The sequence below is a fragment of the Pseudomonas sp. Sample_21 genome (genome assembly GCF_004307525.1).
Classification (GTDB): domain Bacteria; phylum Pseudomonadota; class Gammaproteobacteria; order Pseudomonadales; family Pseudomonadaceae; genus Aquipseudomonas; species Aquipseudomonas atacamensis.
This window is the reverse complement of sequence record NZ_RCNZ01000088.1, coordinates 194,529-210,778: the sequence shown is the minus strand read 5'-3', so window position 1 is coordinate 210,778 and position 16,250 is coordinate 194,529. Positions and strand designations below refer to the sequence as shown.

Sequence of the window (16,250 nt, the reverse complement as noted above, 5' to 3'; positions counted from 1 at the left end):
GATCACTCCCACTCAATCGTCGCCGGCGGCTTGCTCGACACGTCGTAAGTAACGCGCGAGATGCCTTCGATTTCGTTGATGATGCGGCCGGATACGGTTTCCAGCAGTTCGTAAGGCAGGTGCGCCCAACGCGCGGTCATGAAGTCGATGGTTTCCACGGCACGCAGGGCCACGACCCAGGCGTAACGGCGGCCGTCACCGACCACGCCGACCGATTTGACTGGCTGGAATACTACGAACGCCTGGCTGACCTTGTGGTACCAGTCGGCCTTGCGCAGTTCTTCGATGAAGATGTGGTCGGCGCGACGCAGCAGGTCGGCGTATTCCTTCTTCACTTCACCGAGGATGCGCACGCCCAGGCCCGGGCCCGGGAACGGGTGACGGTAGACCATGTCGTACGGCAGGCCCAGCTCCAGGCCCAGACGACGGACTTCGTCCTTGAACAGTTCGCGCAGGGGCTCGACCAGTTTCAGGTTCATCTCTTCCGGCAGGCCGCCCACGTTGTGGTGCGACTTGATCACGTGGGCCTTGCCGCTTTTCGCGCCAGCCGACTCGATCACGTCCGGGTAGATGGTGCCCTGAGCGAGGTACTTGATGTTGTCCAGCTTGCAGGACTCGGCATCGAACACGTCGATGAAAGTGCGGCCGATGATCTTGCGCTTCTTCTCCGGGTCGGCTTCGCCGGCCAGGTTGTTGAGGAACTGCTCCTCAGCGTTGGCGCGGATTACCTTGACGCCCATGTTCTCGGCGAACATGGCCATCACTTGCTCGCCTTCGTGCAGACGCAGCAGGCCGTTGTCGACGAAGACGCAGGTCAGTTGATCGCCGATGGCCTTGTGCAGCAGCGCGGCAACCACCGAGGAGTCAACGCCACCGGACAGACCCAGCAGCACGTTGTCGGTGCCGACCTGGGCGCGGATGTTGGCGATGGCGTCTTCAGCGATCTTCGACGGCGTCCACAGGGCTTCACAGCCGCAGATGTCGAGCACGAAGCGCGACAGGATGCGACCGCCCTGTTTGGTGTGGGTCACTTCCGGGTGGAACTGCACGCCGTAGTAAGCGCGGTCGTCGTTGAACATACCGGCGATCGGGCAGCTTGGGGTGCTGGCGAGGATGTGGAAGTCTTCCGGCATCTTCGTGACTTTGTCACCGTGGCTCATCCACACGTCGAGGCCGAACAGGCCGTCGGCGTCAATGTGGTCTTCGATGCCGTCGAGCAGGCGGCTCTTGCCGACCACGTCAACGCGGGCGTAACCGAACTCACGCAGTTCGGAACCTTCCACCTTGCCGCCCAGTTGCTCGGCCATGGTCTGCATGCCGTAGCAGATGCCGAATACCGGAACGCCCAGGTCGAACACTGCCTGCGGGCAGCGCGGGCTGTTGGCTTCGTGCACGGACTCGGGGCCGCCGGCGAGGATGACGCCTTTAGGGGCGAATTCGCGGATCGCATCTTCGTCCATGTCGAACGGGTGCAGTTCGCAGTACACGCCGATCTCGCGCACGCGGCGGGCAATCAGCTGGGTGTATTGCGAACCGAAGTCGAGGATCAGGATGCGGTGAGCGTGAATGTCGAGGGCCATGACTCATTCTCATGTAGTGAATCAGAAACAACTCGGGGCTGAATGAACAGCCCCGGTGATTTAACGTTTTGCTGGAAGCCTCAACCTACGCGGTAGTTCGGCGCTTCCTTGGTGATCTGCACGTCGTGAACGTGGGACTCGGCCATGCCGGCACCGGTGATCCGCACGAACTCGGGCTTGGTGCGCATTTCTTCGATGTTGGCGCTGCCGGTGTAACCCATCGAGGAACGCAGGCCGCCCATCAACTGGTGAATGATCGCGCTCAGGGTGCCTTTGTACGGCACACGGCCTTCGATGCCTTCCGGAACCAGTTTCTCGGCGCCTGCCGAGGAGTCCTGGAAGTAACGGTCGGACGAGCCTTGAGCCTGGGACATGGCGCCCAGCGAACCCATGCCGCGATAAGCCTTGTACGAACGACCCTGGAACAGTTCGATCTCGCCCGGGGCCTCTTCGGTACCGGCGAACATCGAGCCCATCATCACGCAGGACGCACCGGCCACGATGGCCTTGGACAGGTCACCGGAGAAACGGATACCACCGTCGGCGATCAACGGCACGCCAGTGCCTTCAAGGGCGGCGGCGACGTTGGCGATGGCGCTGATCTGCGGCACGCCGACACCGGCGACGATACGGGTGGTGCAGATCGAGCCAGGGCCGATACCGACCTTGACTGCGTCGGCGCCCGCTTCGGCCAGAGCCTTGGCGGCAGCGCCGGTGGCGATGTTGCCGCCGATCACCTGCACTTCAGGGAAGTTCTCTTTGACCCAGCGTACGCGGTCGATCACGCCTTTGGAGTGACCGTGTGCGGTGTCGACCACCACCACGTCCACGCCGGCGTTGACCAGTGCTGTCACGCGATCGCCGGTGTCTTTACCGGTGCCGACCGCAGCGCCGACGCGCAGACGACCTTGATCGTCCTTGCTGGCCAGCGGATAGGCTTTTGCTTTTTCGATGTCGTTGACGGTCATCATGCCTTTGAGGGCGAATTTGTCGTCGACGATCAGCACGCGCTCGATGCGGTGCTTGTGCAGCAGTTCACGGACGTCGTTCTTGTCGGCACCTTCCTTGACCGTGACCAGACGCTCTTTAGGCGTCATCACTTCGCGGACAGTGGCTTCCAGACGGTTTTCGAAACGTACGTCGCGGGAGGTGACGATGCCGACCAGGTCGCCATCGTGCAGGACCGGAACGCCGGAAATGTTGTGCAGACGGGTCAGTTCGAACAGATCACGCACCGTGGCATCGGCCTCGATGGTGATGGGATCCTTGACCACACCGGCTTCGAACTTCTTGACCTTGCGCACTTCGGCAGCTTGCTGCTCGATGGTCATGTTCTTGTGGATAATGCCGATGCCACCTTCCTGAGCCATGGCGATTGCCAGACGGGCTTCAGTAACGGTGTCCATGGCGGCAGAAACCAGAGGAATATTCAGTTCGATGCCACGGGTAAGACGGGTCTTGAGACTGACTTCGTTGGGAAGCACCTCGGAATAACCGGGCACTAGGAGAATGTCGTCGAATGTCAGAGCTTCTTGGCTGATACGCAGCATCGCGGGGGCTCCCGAGCGGGAAAATGGAAGCGCGCCATTATAGTCAGACACCCCCTGCTGTTCAATGTAAAACTCAGCCTAATTGATAGATGGAAAAGCCCGGCCCTACAGCTCCACCTTGACCCAAGAGACAGGTTGATCGAGCCAATCGGCGAACTCGTCGATAAAGCTCTGCTTGAACCCCGCCTCCAGCCAATTATTGAAAATGAAGCCGAGGTTGGAAAACGCGCACTCCTGCAAAAACAGGAAGCCGTTGATGTCGTCCTCATGCCCGCATTCGGGGCAGGTGAAATTGTCGGTGCGCCCTGGAAACCAGTCTTCAAGACTTTCGAACAGCGCCTCGCCCACTTCGCGGCGGCACTCGGCGCAACCAGCCTCCTCGAGAAAGCCCTTGGCCGGTGTGTAGATGCAGCGTTTGGTGACGATCTCCAGGCCATTGGTCGGCTCGCCGAACGGCAGCGCTTCGGGGTACAGCACCACAGCGCGAGCACCGTCGGCGATGGCGTGGGCCATGCGGTTGCCGGTGCGGCCGCAGGTGGTCAGCTGTTCTTCGATGATGTTCTTGCGCACCAGCCAGCGCACGATCGCCCGCGCCCGGGGCTCGTGCACCGGCAGGGTGGAGATTTTCGGGACGATGATGCTTTGCGAGTTCATGGGAAATCCTGCGGTGTGACTTCTGACGCCTTCGCGAGCAAGCTCGCTCCCACAGAGATTGCATGCCAATGTGGGAGCGAGCTTGCTCGCGAAGAGGCCCTGAAGGCCGGCAGCTTAATCCCTGACGAAATCCGGTCAAGTGCTGAAATAGCGCACGATCAACGCGATGCCGCTGGCCAGCACCAGCCAAGTCACCAGCCGCACAAACGCCTCGCGCGACAATCTCATGCTCAGCCGCCGGCCGATCCACAAGCCCAGCGCCATGGCCGGCAACAGACACAGCGCCAGCATCAACAAGGGTAGCTCGGCATACACACCGGCGATGACAAACAGACTCAAGCGCACCACGGTGCTGCAACTGATCAAGGCACTTTGCGTGGCCCGCGCCGCGTCCTTGGGCAGGCGGCTGTTCAGATAGATCGCGTAAAGAAAGCCGCCGCTGCCAAACAACGCGCCGAACAGCCCGCCCACCGTGCCCATCGGCACCGCCCACGCTGCCGACAACTGTGCCGGCCGCGCTTTCACCCACAGGCTGTAAACCGCATAGGCGCTGATAAACAGCCCCATCAAAAGCAGTAACAGATCGGATTTCAGATTCAGCAGGAAGATCACCCCCAACGTGCAGCCGATCGCCATGCACGGCAGCAGCCTGAGCAATTCCGGCTTGGCGACGTCGCGCCGCGAGGGCAGCAGATTGCCGAATGCCGCGACGAAATCGAGCAGCACCAGCAGCGGCACGATTTTCGACAGTGGCATGAACAGGATCAGCATCGGCCCCGCGACCAGCGCCGTGCCGAAACCGGCGATGCCGAATACGATGTAGGCCAAGGCGATGGCCACCCCGATGACCGCCCAACCGCCCGCGCCCCACGACCACGCCCCCAACAGCTCCATCATGCTCATCGTCCGCATCCTTTATAAGACGCGCTGACTGTAGCCAGTAGCGGGCAGCACGACCAGATATCAAATTGATCCCATGTGGGAGCGAGCCTGCTCGCGAAGGCGGAGTGTCATTCCCCGTTGTTGTCCGCTGACACAATGCTTTCGCGAGCAGGCTCGCTCCCACAGGGTTTTGTGCGGTGTCATGGTGATTGGCGGGCAAATGCCTTTAAACTGCGCCCCATGATTAAAGATCCCTTTGCAAGACTTGGCCTGGACCGTGAAGTCCTGACCGTCAGCCAGCTCAACGGCCGCGCGCGGGTGTTGCTTGAAGACGTGTTCAGCAACATCTGGGTCGAAGGCGAAATCTCCAACCTCGCACGCCCGGCGTCCGGCCACGTCTACTTCACCCTCAAGGACAGCGGCGCGCAGGTGCGTTGCGCGCTGTTCCGGCAGAACGCCGCGCGGGTGCGCCAGGCATTGAAGGACGGTCTGGCGGTCAAGGTGCGCGGCAAGGTTTCGCTGTTCGAAGGCCGTGGCGACTATCAGCTGATCCTCGACACCGTGGAGCCGGCCGGTGACGGCGCGCTGCGTCTGGCCTTCGATGCACTGAAGGAAAAGCTCAGCGCCGAAGGCCTGTTCAGTGCCAAACGCAAAGTGCCGCTGCCCGCGCATCCGCAGCGCATCGGCATCATCAGCTCGCCGACCGGCGCGGTGATCCGCGACATCATAAGCGTGTTCCGCCGCCGTGCGCCGCAGGTGCAACTGACCCTGATTCCGACCGCCGTGCAGGGCCGCGAGGCCACCGCGCAAATCGTCCGCGCGCTGAAAATGGCCGATGCCCGTGGCTTTGACGCGCTGATCCTCGCCCGTGGCGGCGGCTCGCTGGAGGACCTCTGGTGCTTCAACGAGGAAGCGGTGGCGCGCGCGGTCGATGCCTGTGTCACACCGATCGTCAGCGCCGTCGGCCATGAAACCGATGTTTCGATCAGCGATTTTGTCGCCGACGTCCGCGCCCCCACGCCCTCGGCCGCCGCCGAACTGCTCGCCCCGGATTCCAGCCATCTGATTCGTCAGGTCGAGAGCCTGCACCGGCGTCTGGTGATGCGCATGCGTGATCGCTTGATGCGTGATCGCCTGCGTCTGGAAGGCATGGCGCGACGATTGCGCCATCCCGGCGAACGTCTGCGCCAGCAGGCGCAACGTCTGGACGATCTGGACATGCGCATGCGCCGCGCATTCGAGCGCAGCCTCAATACGCGTCGAGAACGCCTGATCCGTCTGGAAACCCGTCTCGCCGGGCAACATCCGGGACGCCAATTGGCGATGCTTCGTCAGCGCCTCGACAGCCTCGCCGAACGTCTGCCCCGGGCCATGCGCGATGCTCTGAAACAGCGTCGGCAGCAATTGCACAGTCAGATGCAGACGCTGCACGTGGTCAGCCCGTTGGCGACTCTCGGCCGGGGTTACAGCATTCTGCTCGACGAGCGTGGCCACGCGATCCGCAACGCTGCGCAGACCCACACCGGCCAGCGCCTGAAAGCCAAACTCGGCGAAGGCGAACTGCAAGTGCGCGTCGAGGACAATCACTTGACGCCCGTCACCCTCTCTTTACTGGACTGATCCATGCCGCGTTTTCTCGCTCCGCTGCTGTTGCTCTGCCTGACCTTCAACGCCCACGCCGACAGCTACATCACTCGGCTGCTGAACAAACCGGTGCCGGGCGGCGTCGCCGTGGTGGATCTGGGCACTGCCGCGCAGGCGCCGAAAGCCACTTATCAGGGCAAACCGGTGCTGGTGGTCAAAGAGCAGAACAATTGGCTGGCGATCGTCGGCGTGCCGCTGACGGTCAAGCCTGGCGCGCAGCAGATCAGCAGTGGCGGGCGCAACTTGCCGTTTACCGTGGGCAGCAAGAAATACCCGGAACAGCACATCACCCTGAAGAACAAACAGCAGGTCAATCCGAACGCCGACAACCTTAAGCGCATTGAAAGCGAACTGGCGGAACAGATCGCGGCTTACCGCAGTTTCAGCCCGAACACGCCGAGCAATCTGCTGCTGGACAAACCGGTCAACGGGCCGCTGTCGAGCAAGTTTGGCGTGCGTCGTTTCTTCAATGGCGAAGAACGTAATCCTCATGCCGGTCTCGATTTCGCAGTGCCCGCGGGCACGCCGATCAAGACTCCGGCGGCGGGCAAGGTGATTCTGATCGGCAATTACTTCTTTAACGGCAACACGGTGTTCGTTGACCATGGCCAGGGCTTTATCAGCATGTTCTGCCACATGTCGAAGATCGACGTGAAGAACGGCCAGCAACTGGCCCGTGGCGCGGTGGTGGGCAAGGTCGGCGCGACCGGCCGCGCGACCGGGCCGCATATGCACTGGAATGTCAGCCTGAATGATGCGCGGGTGGATCCGGCGATTTTCATTGGTGCTTTCCAACCTTGAGTATGTGTTGAGGCGACCGGCCTCTTCGCGAGCAGGCTCGCTCCCACAGGGGATCTTTGTTGTGAATAAGATCCAGTGTGGGAGCGAGCCTGCTCGCGAAGGCGGCCTATAAAACGCCGCAATACTCAATGAATCTCCAAAAACTTAATTGCGCCCCAATCTAGCCCCACGCAAACATCAACAACTTCCACCGCCTTAAGCGCAATAAATTCCTGCAAAATCCCGCTTTCCGGGTATTCCTCTCAATTTTTTCCGACTGCTTGCCATCCTTTCCCCTCGCGGTTAGGGTTGAAGCCATGAAAACCTCTCACACCCTCATTCAGCTTCGCCAGCACCGCAGCCTGTGCCTCGTCAGTGCACGACTGCCAGGCTGAATCGCTGCGCCTCGTCCCACGCTTTTCCAAGAACATTCGTTCAACCGGCAGGCCGCCTCTTTTCGGCCCAGACAACAAGGAATTTCCCGATGAGCATGCTCAAAGACCCGTCTTCGAAATACCGCGCGTTTCCCGTCATCAACCTGCCGGATCGCACTTGGCCGTCGAAGACCATCGATGCCGCGCCGATCTGGTGCAGCTCCGACCTGCGTGACGGCAACCAGTCGCTGATCGAGCCAATGGACGCGGCGAAGAAGCTGCGCTTCTGGAAAACCCTGGTGCAAGTCGGTGTGAAGGAAATCGAAGCATCGTTCCCCGCCGCGTCGCAAACCGACTTCGACTTCGTGCGTACCCTGATCGAAGAAGGCCACATCCCGGACGACACCACCATTCAGGTACTGACCCAGGGCCGTGAAGACCTGATCGAGCGCACCTTCGAATCCCTGCGCGGAGCGAAGAAAGCCATCGTTCACCTGTACAACGCCACCTCGCCTTCTTTCCGTCGCATCGTCTTCAACCAGGACAAGGACGGCATCAAAGCCATCGCGGTCAACGCTGCCAAGCTGTTCGTCAAATACGCAGCCATGCAGCCGGAAACCGAGTGGACCTTCGAATACTCGCCGGAAACCTTCAGCGCTACCGAGCTGGAATTCGCCAAGGAAGTCTGTGACGCCGTGATCGAGGTGTGGAACCCGACGCCTGAGCACAAAATGATCCTCAACCTGCCGGCCACCGTTGAATGCGCAACGCCGAACGTTTACGCCGACCAGATCGAGTGGTTCGGCCGCAACATCAACCGTCGTGACAGCGTGATCATCAGCCTGCACACCCACAACGACCGTGGCACCGGCGTCGCGGCCACCGAGCTGGGCCTGATGGCCGGCGCCGATCGCGTCGAAGGCTGCCTGTTCGGCAACGGCGAACGCACCGGTAACGTCGACCTCGTCACCGTCGCGCTGAACATGTACACCCAGGGCGTCGACCCTGAGCTGGACTTCTCCGACATCGACGGCGTGCGCAAAGTCGTCGAAGAGTGCAACCAGATCCAGGTGCACCCGCGTCATCCGTACGTTGGCGACCTGGTGCACACCGCGTTCTCCGGCTCGCACCAGGATGCGATCCGCAAGGGCTTCGCCCAGCAGAAACCGGACACCCTGTGGGAAGTGCCGTACCTGCCGATCGACCCGGCCGACATCGGTCGCAGCTACGAGGCGGTGATCCGCGTCAACAGCCAGTCGGGCAAGGGCGGCATCGCTTACTTGCTGGAGCAGGAATACGGCATCAGCATGCCACGCCGCATGCAGATCGAGTTCAGCCAGGTGGTGCAGCGTGAGACCGATCGCCTGGGCCTGGAGATGACCGCCAAGCAGATTCACTCGCTGTTGATCAGTGAATACCTGCAAGCCAATACGCCGTACGCGCTGGTCAGCCATCGTTTGCAGGAAGAGAACGGCAACAGCGCCGTCGAAGTCGAAGTAGCCAGCAAAGGTCAGGGCGAAACCAACCTGCACTGGCGCGGCAAGGGCAACGGCGCGCTGGAAGCACTGGTCGCCGGCCTGCCGATTCCGGTGGAAATCATGGACTACAACGAACACGCAATCGGCGCGGGCACCAATGCCAAAGCAGCGGCCTACATCGAACTGCGGGTGAACGGTGAACGTGCGGTGCACGGCGTGGGTATCGATGAAAACATCACCACCGCCAGCTTCAAGGCATTGTTCAGCGCGCTGAATCGCTCGCTGAGCCAGCCAGAGGCAAAAGCAGCGTAATCGACCGCTGAAATGCGAAAGGCCCCGGAGTGCAAACTTCGGGGCCTTTTTTGTAGATCAAAGGATGCGATCGTTCCCATGCTCCGCGTGGGAATGCCTCAAGGGACGCTCCGCGTCCAGTGAAGCGGAGCGTCACGGGCTGCATTCCCACGCAGAGCGTGGGAATGATCGGCTGCGTTAGGTGAACTCGAAAGTGTCGGCATCCAGGTTCGCCGGAAAGCGCTCGCGATACGCCGCCAACGGCGCAGCTTCCAGAACCACCTTGAACACGCCATCCGCCTCCCCCGCCGCCAGCAACGTCTCGCCCTGGAAATCCAGCACCTGACTGTCGCCGGTATAGGCGAAGCCTTTGCCATCGCTGCCCACCCGATTTACCGCTGCCACGTAGCAGAGATTTTCAATCGCTCGTGCCGGCAGCAGGCGGTTCCAGTGCAGACGCCGTGCGCCCGGCCAGTTGGCGGTGTACAGCAGCAGATCGGTGTCCTGCGAGTCGCGGCTCCACACCGGGAAGCGCAGGTCGTAGCAGATCAGCGGACGAATCCGCCAACCCTTGAGCTCGAACTGCACCTGCCGCTCGCCGGGCGTGTAATGGTTGTGCTCGCCGGCCATGCGGAACAGGTGACGCTTGTCGTAATGCAGCACTTCGCCGTCCGGCCGCGCCCAGAGCAAGCGGTTGCGATGGCTGCCGTCAGCCGCCTGAATGATCACGCTGCCAGTGATGACCGCATCGAACTTGGCCGCCTGCGCCCGCAGCCATTTACTCGTCGGGCCGTTTTCGGCTTCGGCGAGGGTTTCCGATTCCATCGAGAATCCGGTGGTGAACATCTCCGGCAGGATGATCAGATCGGCGCCCCGGGCCTGCTCCAGCAGCAGCTCGAAATGCTCGAGGTTGGCCTGGCGGTCGTGCCAGGCCAGGCTGGTCTGGATCAACGCGAGGGTCAGGTCTGGCAATGCACTCAGATCACGCATAGTTTTGCCGCCGCTTCACGCAGCGTCTCCTCGCGTTTGGCAAAGCACAGGCGTATCAGGCGCTGGCCTTGCGGTGGATGCTGGTAGAAAACCGACACCGGAATGCTCGCGACACCGTGCTCGCGAGTCATCCACATGGCCATGTCGACATCATTCAGATCAGGACAGATCTGCGAATAATCGACCAATTGGAAATAGGTGCCGGTGACCCGGGTAAAACTGAAGCGCGACGGCGCGAGCAGATCGCAGAACAGATCGCGCTTGGCCTGATAGAAACCCGGCAGCTCTTCAACGTGCTCCGGGTGCTCGGCCATGTAATCGGCCAGCGCGTATTGCAGCGGCGTGACGCCACAGAAACTGACGTACTGATGGACCTTGCGCAGCTCGGCCGTCAGCGCTGGCGGGGCGACGACGTAGCCGGTTTTCCAGCCGGTGACGTGGTACGTCTTGCCGAACGAACTGACCACGAACGCGCGCTGATACAGCTCTTCATGGGCCAGCACGCTGACATGCGGCACGCCGTCGAAAACCAAGTGCTCGTAGACTTCGTCGCTGATCAGATAGATGTCGCGATCACGGATCAACGCCGCCAGTTGATCGAGCTCGGCGCGGCTGATCAATGCGCCGCTGGGGTTGTGCGGGGTGTTGATGACGATCATTTTCGTCCGCGGGCTCAGGGCCGCAGCGAGCTGGTCGAAGTCGATGGAGAAATCGACCGGATTCAGCTGCACATGCACGCAACGACCACCCGCCAGCTCCGTTGCCGGTGCGTAACTGTCGTAGCACGGATCGAAGACGATGACTTCATCGCCGCTGTGGATAACGGCCTGAATCGCGCAGAAGATCGCCTGGGTCGCGCCGGGTGTTACCGTCACTTCATGATCGACATCGACAGTCACGCCGTAGCTGCGGGCGATCTTGGCCGCGATCTGCTGACGCAGCGCCGGCAATCCGGTCATCGGTGAATACTGGTTATGGCCACTGGCGATATGCCGCCCGACCGCATCACGCAACGACTGCGGGCCGTCGAAATCCGGGAAACCCTGGGACAGGTTGATCGCGCCGGTCTGCGCCGCGAGCTGAGACATCTGCGTGAAAATAGTGATGCCGACATTCGGCAGCTTGCTGGTGATCATCGGAGGCCCCTTGCAGGTGAGCTGCAAGTTTCAAGCGTCAAGCTGCAAGCTGCAAGCAAAAACCCCCGCCCACAAAAAAGGGCTTCATACGAAGCCCTCTCTGCTTTACCGCTTTTACTTGCAGCTTGCAGCTTGAAACTCGCAGCTGCTTCTACTTCTTGTCGCGGCGCTTCTTGCTGGCTTTCTTGTTGTGCGACATCAAGCGACGCTTCTTGTTGACCTGGCGGTCGGTCAGCGTGTTCTTGTTGCCTTCGTACGGGTTCTCGCCGCCCTTGAACTCGATGCGGATCGGCGTACCGACCAGCTTGAGTACACGACGGTAAGTGTTTTCCAGATAGCGCACGTAGGACTTCGGCACTTTCTCGATCTGGTTACCGTGGATCACGATGATCGGCGGGTTCGCACCACCGAGGTGAGCGTAACGCAGCTTGATCCGGCGGTTGTTGACCATTGGCGGCGCGTGCTCGCCCACCGCATCTTCCAGAATCTGGGTGAGACGGTTGGTCGGCCAGCGGGTCACCGCGGACTTGAACGAGTTCTGCACCGAGGCGTAGAGGTTGCCCACGCCCGTGCCGTGCAACGCCGAGATGAAGTGAATGTCGGCGTAGTCGACGAAGAACAGCCGGCGTTGCAGCTCGACTTTGACGAAGTCGCGCTCGCTCGGCGTCATGCCGTCCCACTTGTTGATCGCGATGACCAGCGCACGACCGGATTCGATCGCGAAGCCCAGCAGGTTCAAGTCGTGATCGACCACACCCTCGCGGGCGTCCATCACGAAGATCACCACGTTGGCGTCTTTGATCGCCTGCAGGGTTTTGACCACGGAGAATTTTTCGACTTCTTCGTGGATCTTGCCGCGCTTGCGCACACCGGCGGTGTCGATCAGCGTGTACTTCTCTTCATTGCGCTCGAACGGAATGTAGATGCTGTCGCGGGTGGTGCCCGGCTGGTCATACACGATGACGCGGTCTTCACCGAGCATGCGGTTGACCAGGGTCGACTTGCCGACGTTCGGACGACCGATGATGGCGATCTTGATCCCGTCTTTCTCGCTCGGGCCAGGGATGCGCTTGGCTTCCTCGCCTTCGGCAACGACTTCTTCCTCTTCGCCTTCAGCCGGCTCGTCATCATCACGCGGGAATTCGCTCAGAGCGGCTTCCAGCAATTGCGTGATGCCACGGCCGTGGGCGCCGGCGATCGGGATCGCGTGGCCCATGCCCAGCGGGGCGAATTCGGCGCGGGCCATTTCCGGGTCGATGTTGTCGACCTTGTTGGCCACCACGTGGGAACGCTTGTTACGTTTGCGCAAATGCTCGGCGATCATCTGGTCGGCAGCGGTAAAACCGGCCTTGGCATCTACCAGAAACAGCACCACATCGGCTTCTTCGATGGCCAGCAGCGACTGCTCGGCCATTTTTTCGTCCATACCATGTTCGTCACCGGAGATACCGCCGGTGTCGATCAGAATGTAGGAACGCCCTTGCCACTTGGCCTCACCGTACTGGCGATCACGGGTCAGACCGGACAGGTCGCCGACGATGGCGTCACGAGTCCTGGTCAGGCGGTTGAACAAGGTGGACTTGCCGACGTTCGGTCGGCCCACCAGGGCGATTACGGGAACCATGCGGCTCTCCACTTCGTTATTTCAGAAAATACAAAAGCCGCTGCGAGGCAGCGGCTGGTGCTCGGGGCAACACCCGGGGGCGCTGCAAACCCTGCTGATGCAGGGCCGCTTGGGGATGAACCCCAAGCATAGTTGTTACTTGATGGTCAGGGCTTCCAGTTTGCCGCTGTTGCCATACACATAAATCGTGTCGCCCACCACCAGCGGACGGGCACGCAGGCCGTCGCTGTCGATGCGCTCACGGCCGACGAAACGACCGTCGACCTGACTCAGCAGATGCAGATAACCTTCCAGGTCACCCACAGCTACGTAGCTGGAGAACACTTCCGGTGCCGACAGTTGACGGCGAGCCAGCGAGTCGTTGCTCCACAGTGCGGTGGTGGAACGCTCGTCGACGCCTTCAACGGTGCCCGAAGACAGGCTCACGTAGACGCTGCCGAAACCTTGAGCGATACCGGCGTAGCTCGACGCATCGCGCTGCCACAGTTGACGACCGCTTTCCAGGTCCAGTGCCGCAACGCGACCCTGATAACTGGCCACATACAGCGTGCCGCCGGACAGCAGCAGACCGCCGTCGATGTCGACCACGCGCTCCAGTTCCGAACGACCCTGTGGAATGGCGATGCGTTGTTCCCACACCGGCACGCCGTTGGAGATGTCCAGCGCGACCACTTTACCGGTCGACAGGCCAGCTACCGCCAGACGGTTGGTGACCAGCGGAGCACTGGTGCCACGCAGGGTCAGGACCGCCGGGGTGCTGTCATACACCCAGCGCTGGTTGCCGGTGGCAGCGTCCAGACCGATCAGACGATCGTCCTGGGTCTGCACAACGACCACCTCGCCATTGTTGGCCGGCGGCGCGAGGACTTCACTGTTGACGCGGGCACGCCACTTCTCTTCACCGTTGCTGGTGTCCAGAGCGACGACTTCGCCACGCAGGGTACCGATCAGTACCAGACCGTAACCCACGCCAACGGCGCCGGAGACAGGCAGTTCCAGATCCTGGTCCCACTTCACGTCGCCGTTGCTGCGATCCAGCGCCATTACCACACCGGTCACATCAGCGGCGTAGATGGTGTCACCGTCGATCGCCGGCACCAGCATGTTGTAGGTCTCGCCCTGACCGTCACCGATCGAGCGGCTCCACTGCTTCTGCAGAACGACTTCTTCTTTGAAGTCGGTCAATTCGGCCGGTGGCAATTCTTTCTTGCTGTTGCTGCTGCAACCCGCGGCCAGAAGGGCCAGAGCCAGCAATGCTGCATGCTTCCAACGGATCACGTCACGCATCCCCTTTGGCCAGGTCGTCGAGCTTGATTTGAAGGCCACCGACCGCCGCTTCATCCGACAGTGCCGCCTTGGCTTTTTGATACGCCTTGTTCGCGTCATCGGTACGGCCCAAGCGCACCAGCAGGTCGCCCTTGAGTTCTTCGCGAGTGGCCAGGAACGCTTTGTCGGCATCGCCGTCGAGCAGTTTCAGGGCGTCTTCGGCCTTGTCCTGCGCGCCCAGCACCTGCGCCAGACGCTGACGGGCGATTTCGCCCAGCGCCGGGTTGGCCGGCTTGTCGACGATGGCTTTGAGTTCGGTTGCCGCGTCGTCCAGCTTGCCGCTGTCGACCGCTACTTTGGCGACGAACAGGCTGCCGTACTGCGCGTAGGCCGAACCGCCGTATTCGCTGTTGAGCTTGCCGGCCAGATCCGCAACGCGGGCGGCATCAGGCTTGCCGTCAGGCGTCAGCGTGGTTTCCAGCAATTGCTGATAGAGCACCGAGGCGCCTTGCGACTGGTTGCTCTGGTATTTGTGATATGCCTGCCAGCCGAACACGATGACCAGCGCCAACAGGCCGCCGGTGACCAGAGGTTTGCCGTTGCGTGTCCACCAGTCCTTCAAATCCGCCAACTGTTCGTCTTCGGTACTCGACACCCCAATACTCCTTAATCGCTAAATCGGCTGTTAAGACAGCTTCAACCCTGCACGACGCAGGTGGCCAGGTGAGCGGCGAGCGCATCCCAGGCAATGCTTTGTTGTTCGCCCTGGCCACGCAGGGGTTTGAAACCTACCACTTGCTGGGCCATTTCGTCGTCACCGAGGATCAATGCGTACAGCGCACCGCTCTTGTCGGCCTTCTTGAACTGGCTTTTGAAACTGCCGGCGCCGGCATTGACTTGCAGGCGCAGGTTTGGAAGTTCATCGCGAACCCGTTCAGCCAGGGCCAGACCGGCCAGCTCGGCCTCTTCACCGAAGGCGCAGAGGTAGACGTCGACCTGACGGGAAATTTCCTGCGGGATCTGCTCGAGGGTTTCGAGCATCAACACCAGACGCTCGATGCCCATGGCGAAACCGACGCCCGGGGTTGGCTTGCCGCCCATCTGCTCGACCAGACCGTCGTAACGGCCGCCCGCGCACACGGTGCCCTGGGCGCCGAGCTTGTCGGTGACCCATTCGAAAACGGTTTTGCTGTAGTAATCGAGGCCACGCACCAGTTTCGGGTTGAGCACGTAAGGAATGCCGACGGCATCCAGACGCGCCTTCAGGCCTTCGAAGTGAGCGCGGGACTCGTCGTCGAGGTAGTCGGCCATTTTCGGCGCATCGACCAGCACGGCCTGGGTGTCGGCATTTTTCGTGTCGAGCACGCGCAGCGGGTTGGTTTTCAGACGACGCTGGCTGTCTTCGTCGAGCTTGTCGTGGTGCGCCGAGAGGTACTCGACCAGCGCTTCACGATAGCGACCACGGGATTCGCTGGTGCCGAGGCTGTTGAGTTCGAGCTTGACCGCATCACGGATGCCCAGCTCGCCCCACAGGCGCCAGGTCATGATGATCAGCTCGGCGTCGATGTCCGGACCGTCGAGGTTGAACACTTCCAGACCGATCTGGTGGAACTGGCGATAACGGCCTTTCTGCGGACGCTCGTGGCGGAACATCGGGCCGATGTACCAGAGTTTCTGCACCTGACCGCCGCCGGTGATGCCGTGCTCGAGCACTGCACGTACGCAGGCTGCGGTGCCTTCCGGGCGCAGGGTCAGCGAGTCGCCGTTGCGGTCTTCGAAGGTGTACATCTCTTTTTCGACGATATCGGTGACTTCGCCGATCGAGCGCTTGAACAGCTCGGTGAACTCGACGATGGGCATGCGGATCTGCTTGTAACCGTAGTTATCCAGCAGACGCGCCACGGTGCCTTCGAAATAACGCCACAGCGGGGTCTGTTCGGGCAGGATGTCGTTCATGCCACGAATGGCTTGCAGAGACTTGCTCACAAAATTTCCTTAATT

13 protein-coding genes are annotated in these 16,250 nt (G+C 61.2%); 3 read left to right on the top strand and 10 right to left on the bottom strand.

Translation table 11 applies throughout. The features are described from left to right. Positions 1 to 2: 2 nt before the first annotated feature. The 4 genes from guaA to D8U71_RS16625 all read right to left on the bottom strand — a co-directional run bounded on the left by guaA (position 3) and on the right by D8U71_RS16625 (position 4,687). Complete coding sequence (gene guaA / locus D8U71_RS16640; protein ID WP_016773344.1) at positions 3 to 1,580, bottom strand: glutamine-hydrolyzing GMP synthase; 1,578 nt, start codon at positions 1,578 to 1,580, stop codon at positions 3 to 5. Between the two features lie 80 nt (positions 1,581 to 1,660). After that, the gene (gene guaB, locus D8U71_RS16635; RefSeq protein WP_016773343.1) at positions 1,661 to 3,130 is read right to left on the bottom strand and encodes an IMP dehydrogenase; all 1,470 of its coding nucleotides are present in this window, start codon (positions 3,128 to 3,130) and stop codon (positions 1,661 to 1,663) included. Positions 3,131 to 3,235: 105 nt separating this feature from the next. Further along, positions 3,236 to 3,784 (bottom strand): sugar ABC transporter ATPase, encoded by a 549-nt coding sequence (locus D8U71_RS16630; protein WP_130888240.1) that lies wholly within the window; start codon positions 3,782 to 3,784, stop codon positions 3,236 to 3,238. 135 nt (positions 3,785 to 3,919) lie between these two features. After that, entirely contained in the window at positions 3,920 to 4,687 is a 768-nt protein-coding gene (locus D8U71_RS16625; protein ID WP_130888239.1) for a sulfite exporter TauE/SafE family protein, read from the bottom strand. A gap of 219 nt (positions 4,688 to 4,906) precedes the next feature. Here D8U71_RS16625 and xseA point away from each other — a divergent pair, with 219 nt between their 5' ends. From xseA to leuA, 3 genes are all read left to right on the top strand, one after another. Further along, positions 4,907 to 6,286 carry an exodeoxyribonuclease VII large subunit gene (gene xseA / locus D8U71_RS16615; protein WP_130888238.1) on the top strand — a complete coding sequence of 460 codons (1,380 nt, stop codon included), beginning with the start codon at positions 4,907 to 4,909 and terminating at the stop codon, positions 6,284 to 6,286. A 3-nt stretch (positions 6,287 to 6,289) separates the two neighbouring features. Beyond that, a complete protein-coding gene (locus tag D8U71_RS16610; RefSeq protein WP_076564044.1) occupies positions 6,290 to 7,111 on the top strand; it encodes a peptidoglycan DD-metalloendopeptidase family protein in 822 nt (273 codons plus the stop codon). Positions 7,112 to 7,574: 463 nt separating this feature from the next. Beyond that, entirely contained in the window at positions 7,575 to 9,254 is a 1,680-nt protein-coding gene (leuA, locus tag D8U71_RS16600) for a 2-isopropylmalate synthase (RefSeq protein ID WP_130888237.1), read from the top strand. Positions 9,255 to 9,431: 177 nt separating this feature from the next. Here leuA and D8U71_RS16595 read toward each other — a convergent pair whose 3' ends face one another. The 6 genes from D8U71_RS16595 to hisS form a co-directional block, all read right to left on the bottom strand. Next, the gene (locus D8U71_RS16595; RefSeq protein ID WP_130888236.1) at positions 9,432 to 10,223 is read right to left on the bottom strand and encodes an amidohydrolase; all 792 of its coding nucleotides are present in this window, start codon (positions 10,221 to 10,223) and stop codon (positions 9,432 to 9,434) included. Further along, on the bottom strand, positions 10,211 to 11,359 hold the full coding sequence (locus tag D8U71_RS16590; protein ID WP_130888235.1) for a pyridoxal phosphate-dependent aminotransferase: 1,149 nt from the start codon (positions 11,357 to 11,359) through the stop codon (positions 10,211 to 10,213). The genes D8U71_RS16595 and D8U71_RS16590 overlap by 13 nt, the downstream gene beginning before the upstream one ends. Positions 11,360 to 11,510: 151 nt before the next feature. Next, positions 11,511 to 12,983 (bottom strand): ribosome biogenesis GTPase Der, encoded by a 1,473-nt coding sequence (der, locus tag D8U71_RS16585; protein WP_024014210.1) that lies wholly within the window; start codon positions 12,981 to 12,983, stop codon positions 11,511 to 11,513. Positions 12,984 to 13,118: 135 nt separating this feature from the next. Next, positions 13,119 to 14,270 carry an outer membrane protein assembly factor BamB gene (gene bamB, locus D8U71_RS16580; RefSeq protein ID WP_130888234.1) on the bottom strand — a complete coding sequence of 384 codons (1,152 nt, stop codon included), beginning with the start codon at positions 14,268 to 14,270 and terminating at the stop codon, positions 13,119 to 13,121. After that, positions 14,263 to 14,904 carry a tetratricopeptide repeat protein gene (locus tag D8U71_RS16575; protein ID WP_016773334.1) on the bottom strand — a complete coding sequence of 214 codons (642 nt, stop codon included), beginning with the start codon at positions 14,902 to 14,904 and terminating at the stop codon, positions 14,263 to 14,265. The genes bamB and D8U71_RS16575 overlap by 8 nt, the downstream gene beginning before the upstream one ends. 41 nt (positions 14,905 to 14,945) lie before the next feature. Further along, positions 14,946 to 16,235, bottom strand: coding sequence for a histidine--tRNA ligase (gene hisS, locus D8U71_RS16570; RefSeq protein WP_024014212.1), 1,290 nt, complete (start codon positions 16,233 to 16,235; stop codon positions 14,946 to 14,948). Positions 16,236 to 16,250 lie beyond the last annotated feature (15 nt).

What these genes read in the sequence shown, in the direction of transcription:
- D8U71_RS16610 (WP_076564044.1), top strand. Translation starts at nt 6,290, where the DNA reads ATGCCGCGTTTTCTCGCTCCGCTGCTGTTGCTCTGCCTGACCTTCAAC.
- guaB (WP_016773343.1), bottom strand. Translation starts at nt 3,130, where the DNA reads ATGCTGCGTATCAGCCAAGAAGCTCTGACATTCGACGACATTCTCCTA.
- D8U71_RS16590 (WP_130888235.1), bottom strand. Translation starts at nt 11,359, where the DNA reads ATGATCACCAGCAAGCTGCCGAATGTCGGCATCACTATTTTCACGCAG.
- bamB (WP_130888234.1), bottom strand. Translation starts at nt 14,270, where the DNA reads ATGCGTGACGTGATCCGTTGGAAGCATGCAGCATTGCTGGCTCTGGCC.
- leuA (WP_130888237.1), top strand. Translation starts at nt 7,575, where the DNA reads ATGAGCATGCTCAAAGACCCGTCTTCGAAATACCGCGCGTTTCCCGTC.
- der (WP_024014210.1), bottom strand. Translation starts at nt 12,983, where the DNA reads ATGGTTCCCGTAATCGCCCTGGTGGGCCGACCGAACGTCGGCAAGTCC.
- xseA (WP_130888238.1), top strand. Translation starts at nt 4,907, where the DNA reads ATGATTAAAGATCCCTTTGCAAGACTTGGCCTGGACCGTGAAGTCCTG.
- D8U71_RS16630 (WP_130888240.1), bottom strand. Translation starts at nt 3,784, where the DNA reads ATGAACTCGCAAAGCATCATCGTCCCGAAAATCTCCACCCTGCCGGTG.
- guaA (WP_016773344.1), bottom strand. Translation starts at nt 1,580, where the DNA reads ATGGCCCTCGACATTCACGCTCACCGCATCCTGATCCTCGACTTCGGT.
- D8U71_RS16625 (WP_130888239.1), bottom strand. Translation starts at nt 4,687, where the DNA reads ATGAGCATGATGGAGCTGTTGGGGGCGTGGTCGTGGGGCGCGGGCGGT.
- D8U71_RS16595 (WP_130888236.1), bottom strand. Translation starts at nt 10,223, where the DNA reads ATGCGTGATCTGAGTGCATTGCCAGACCTGACCCTCGCGTTGATCCAG.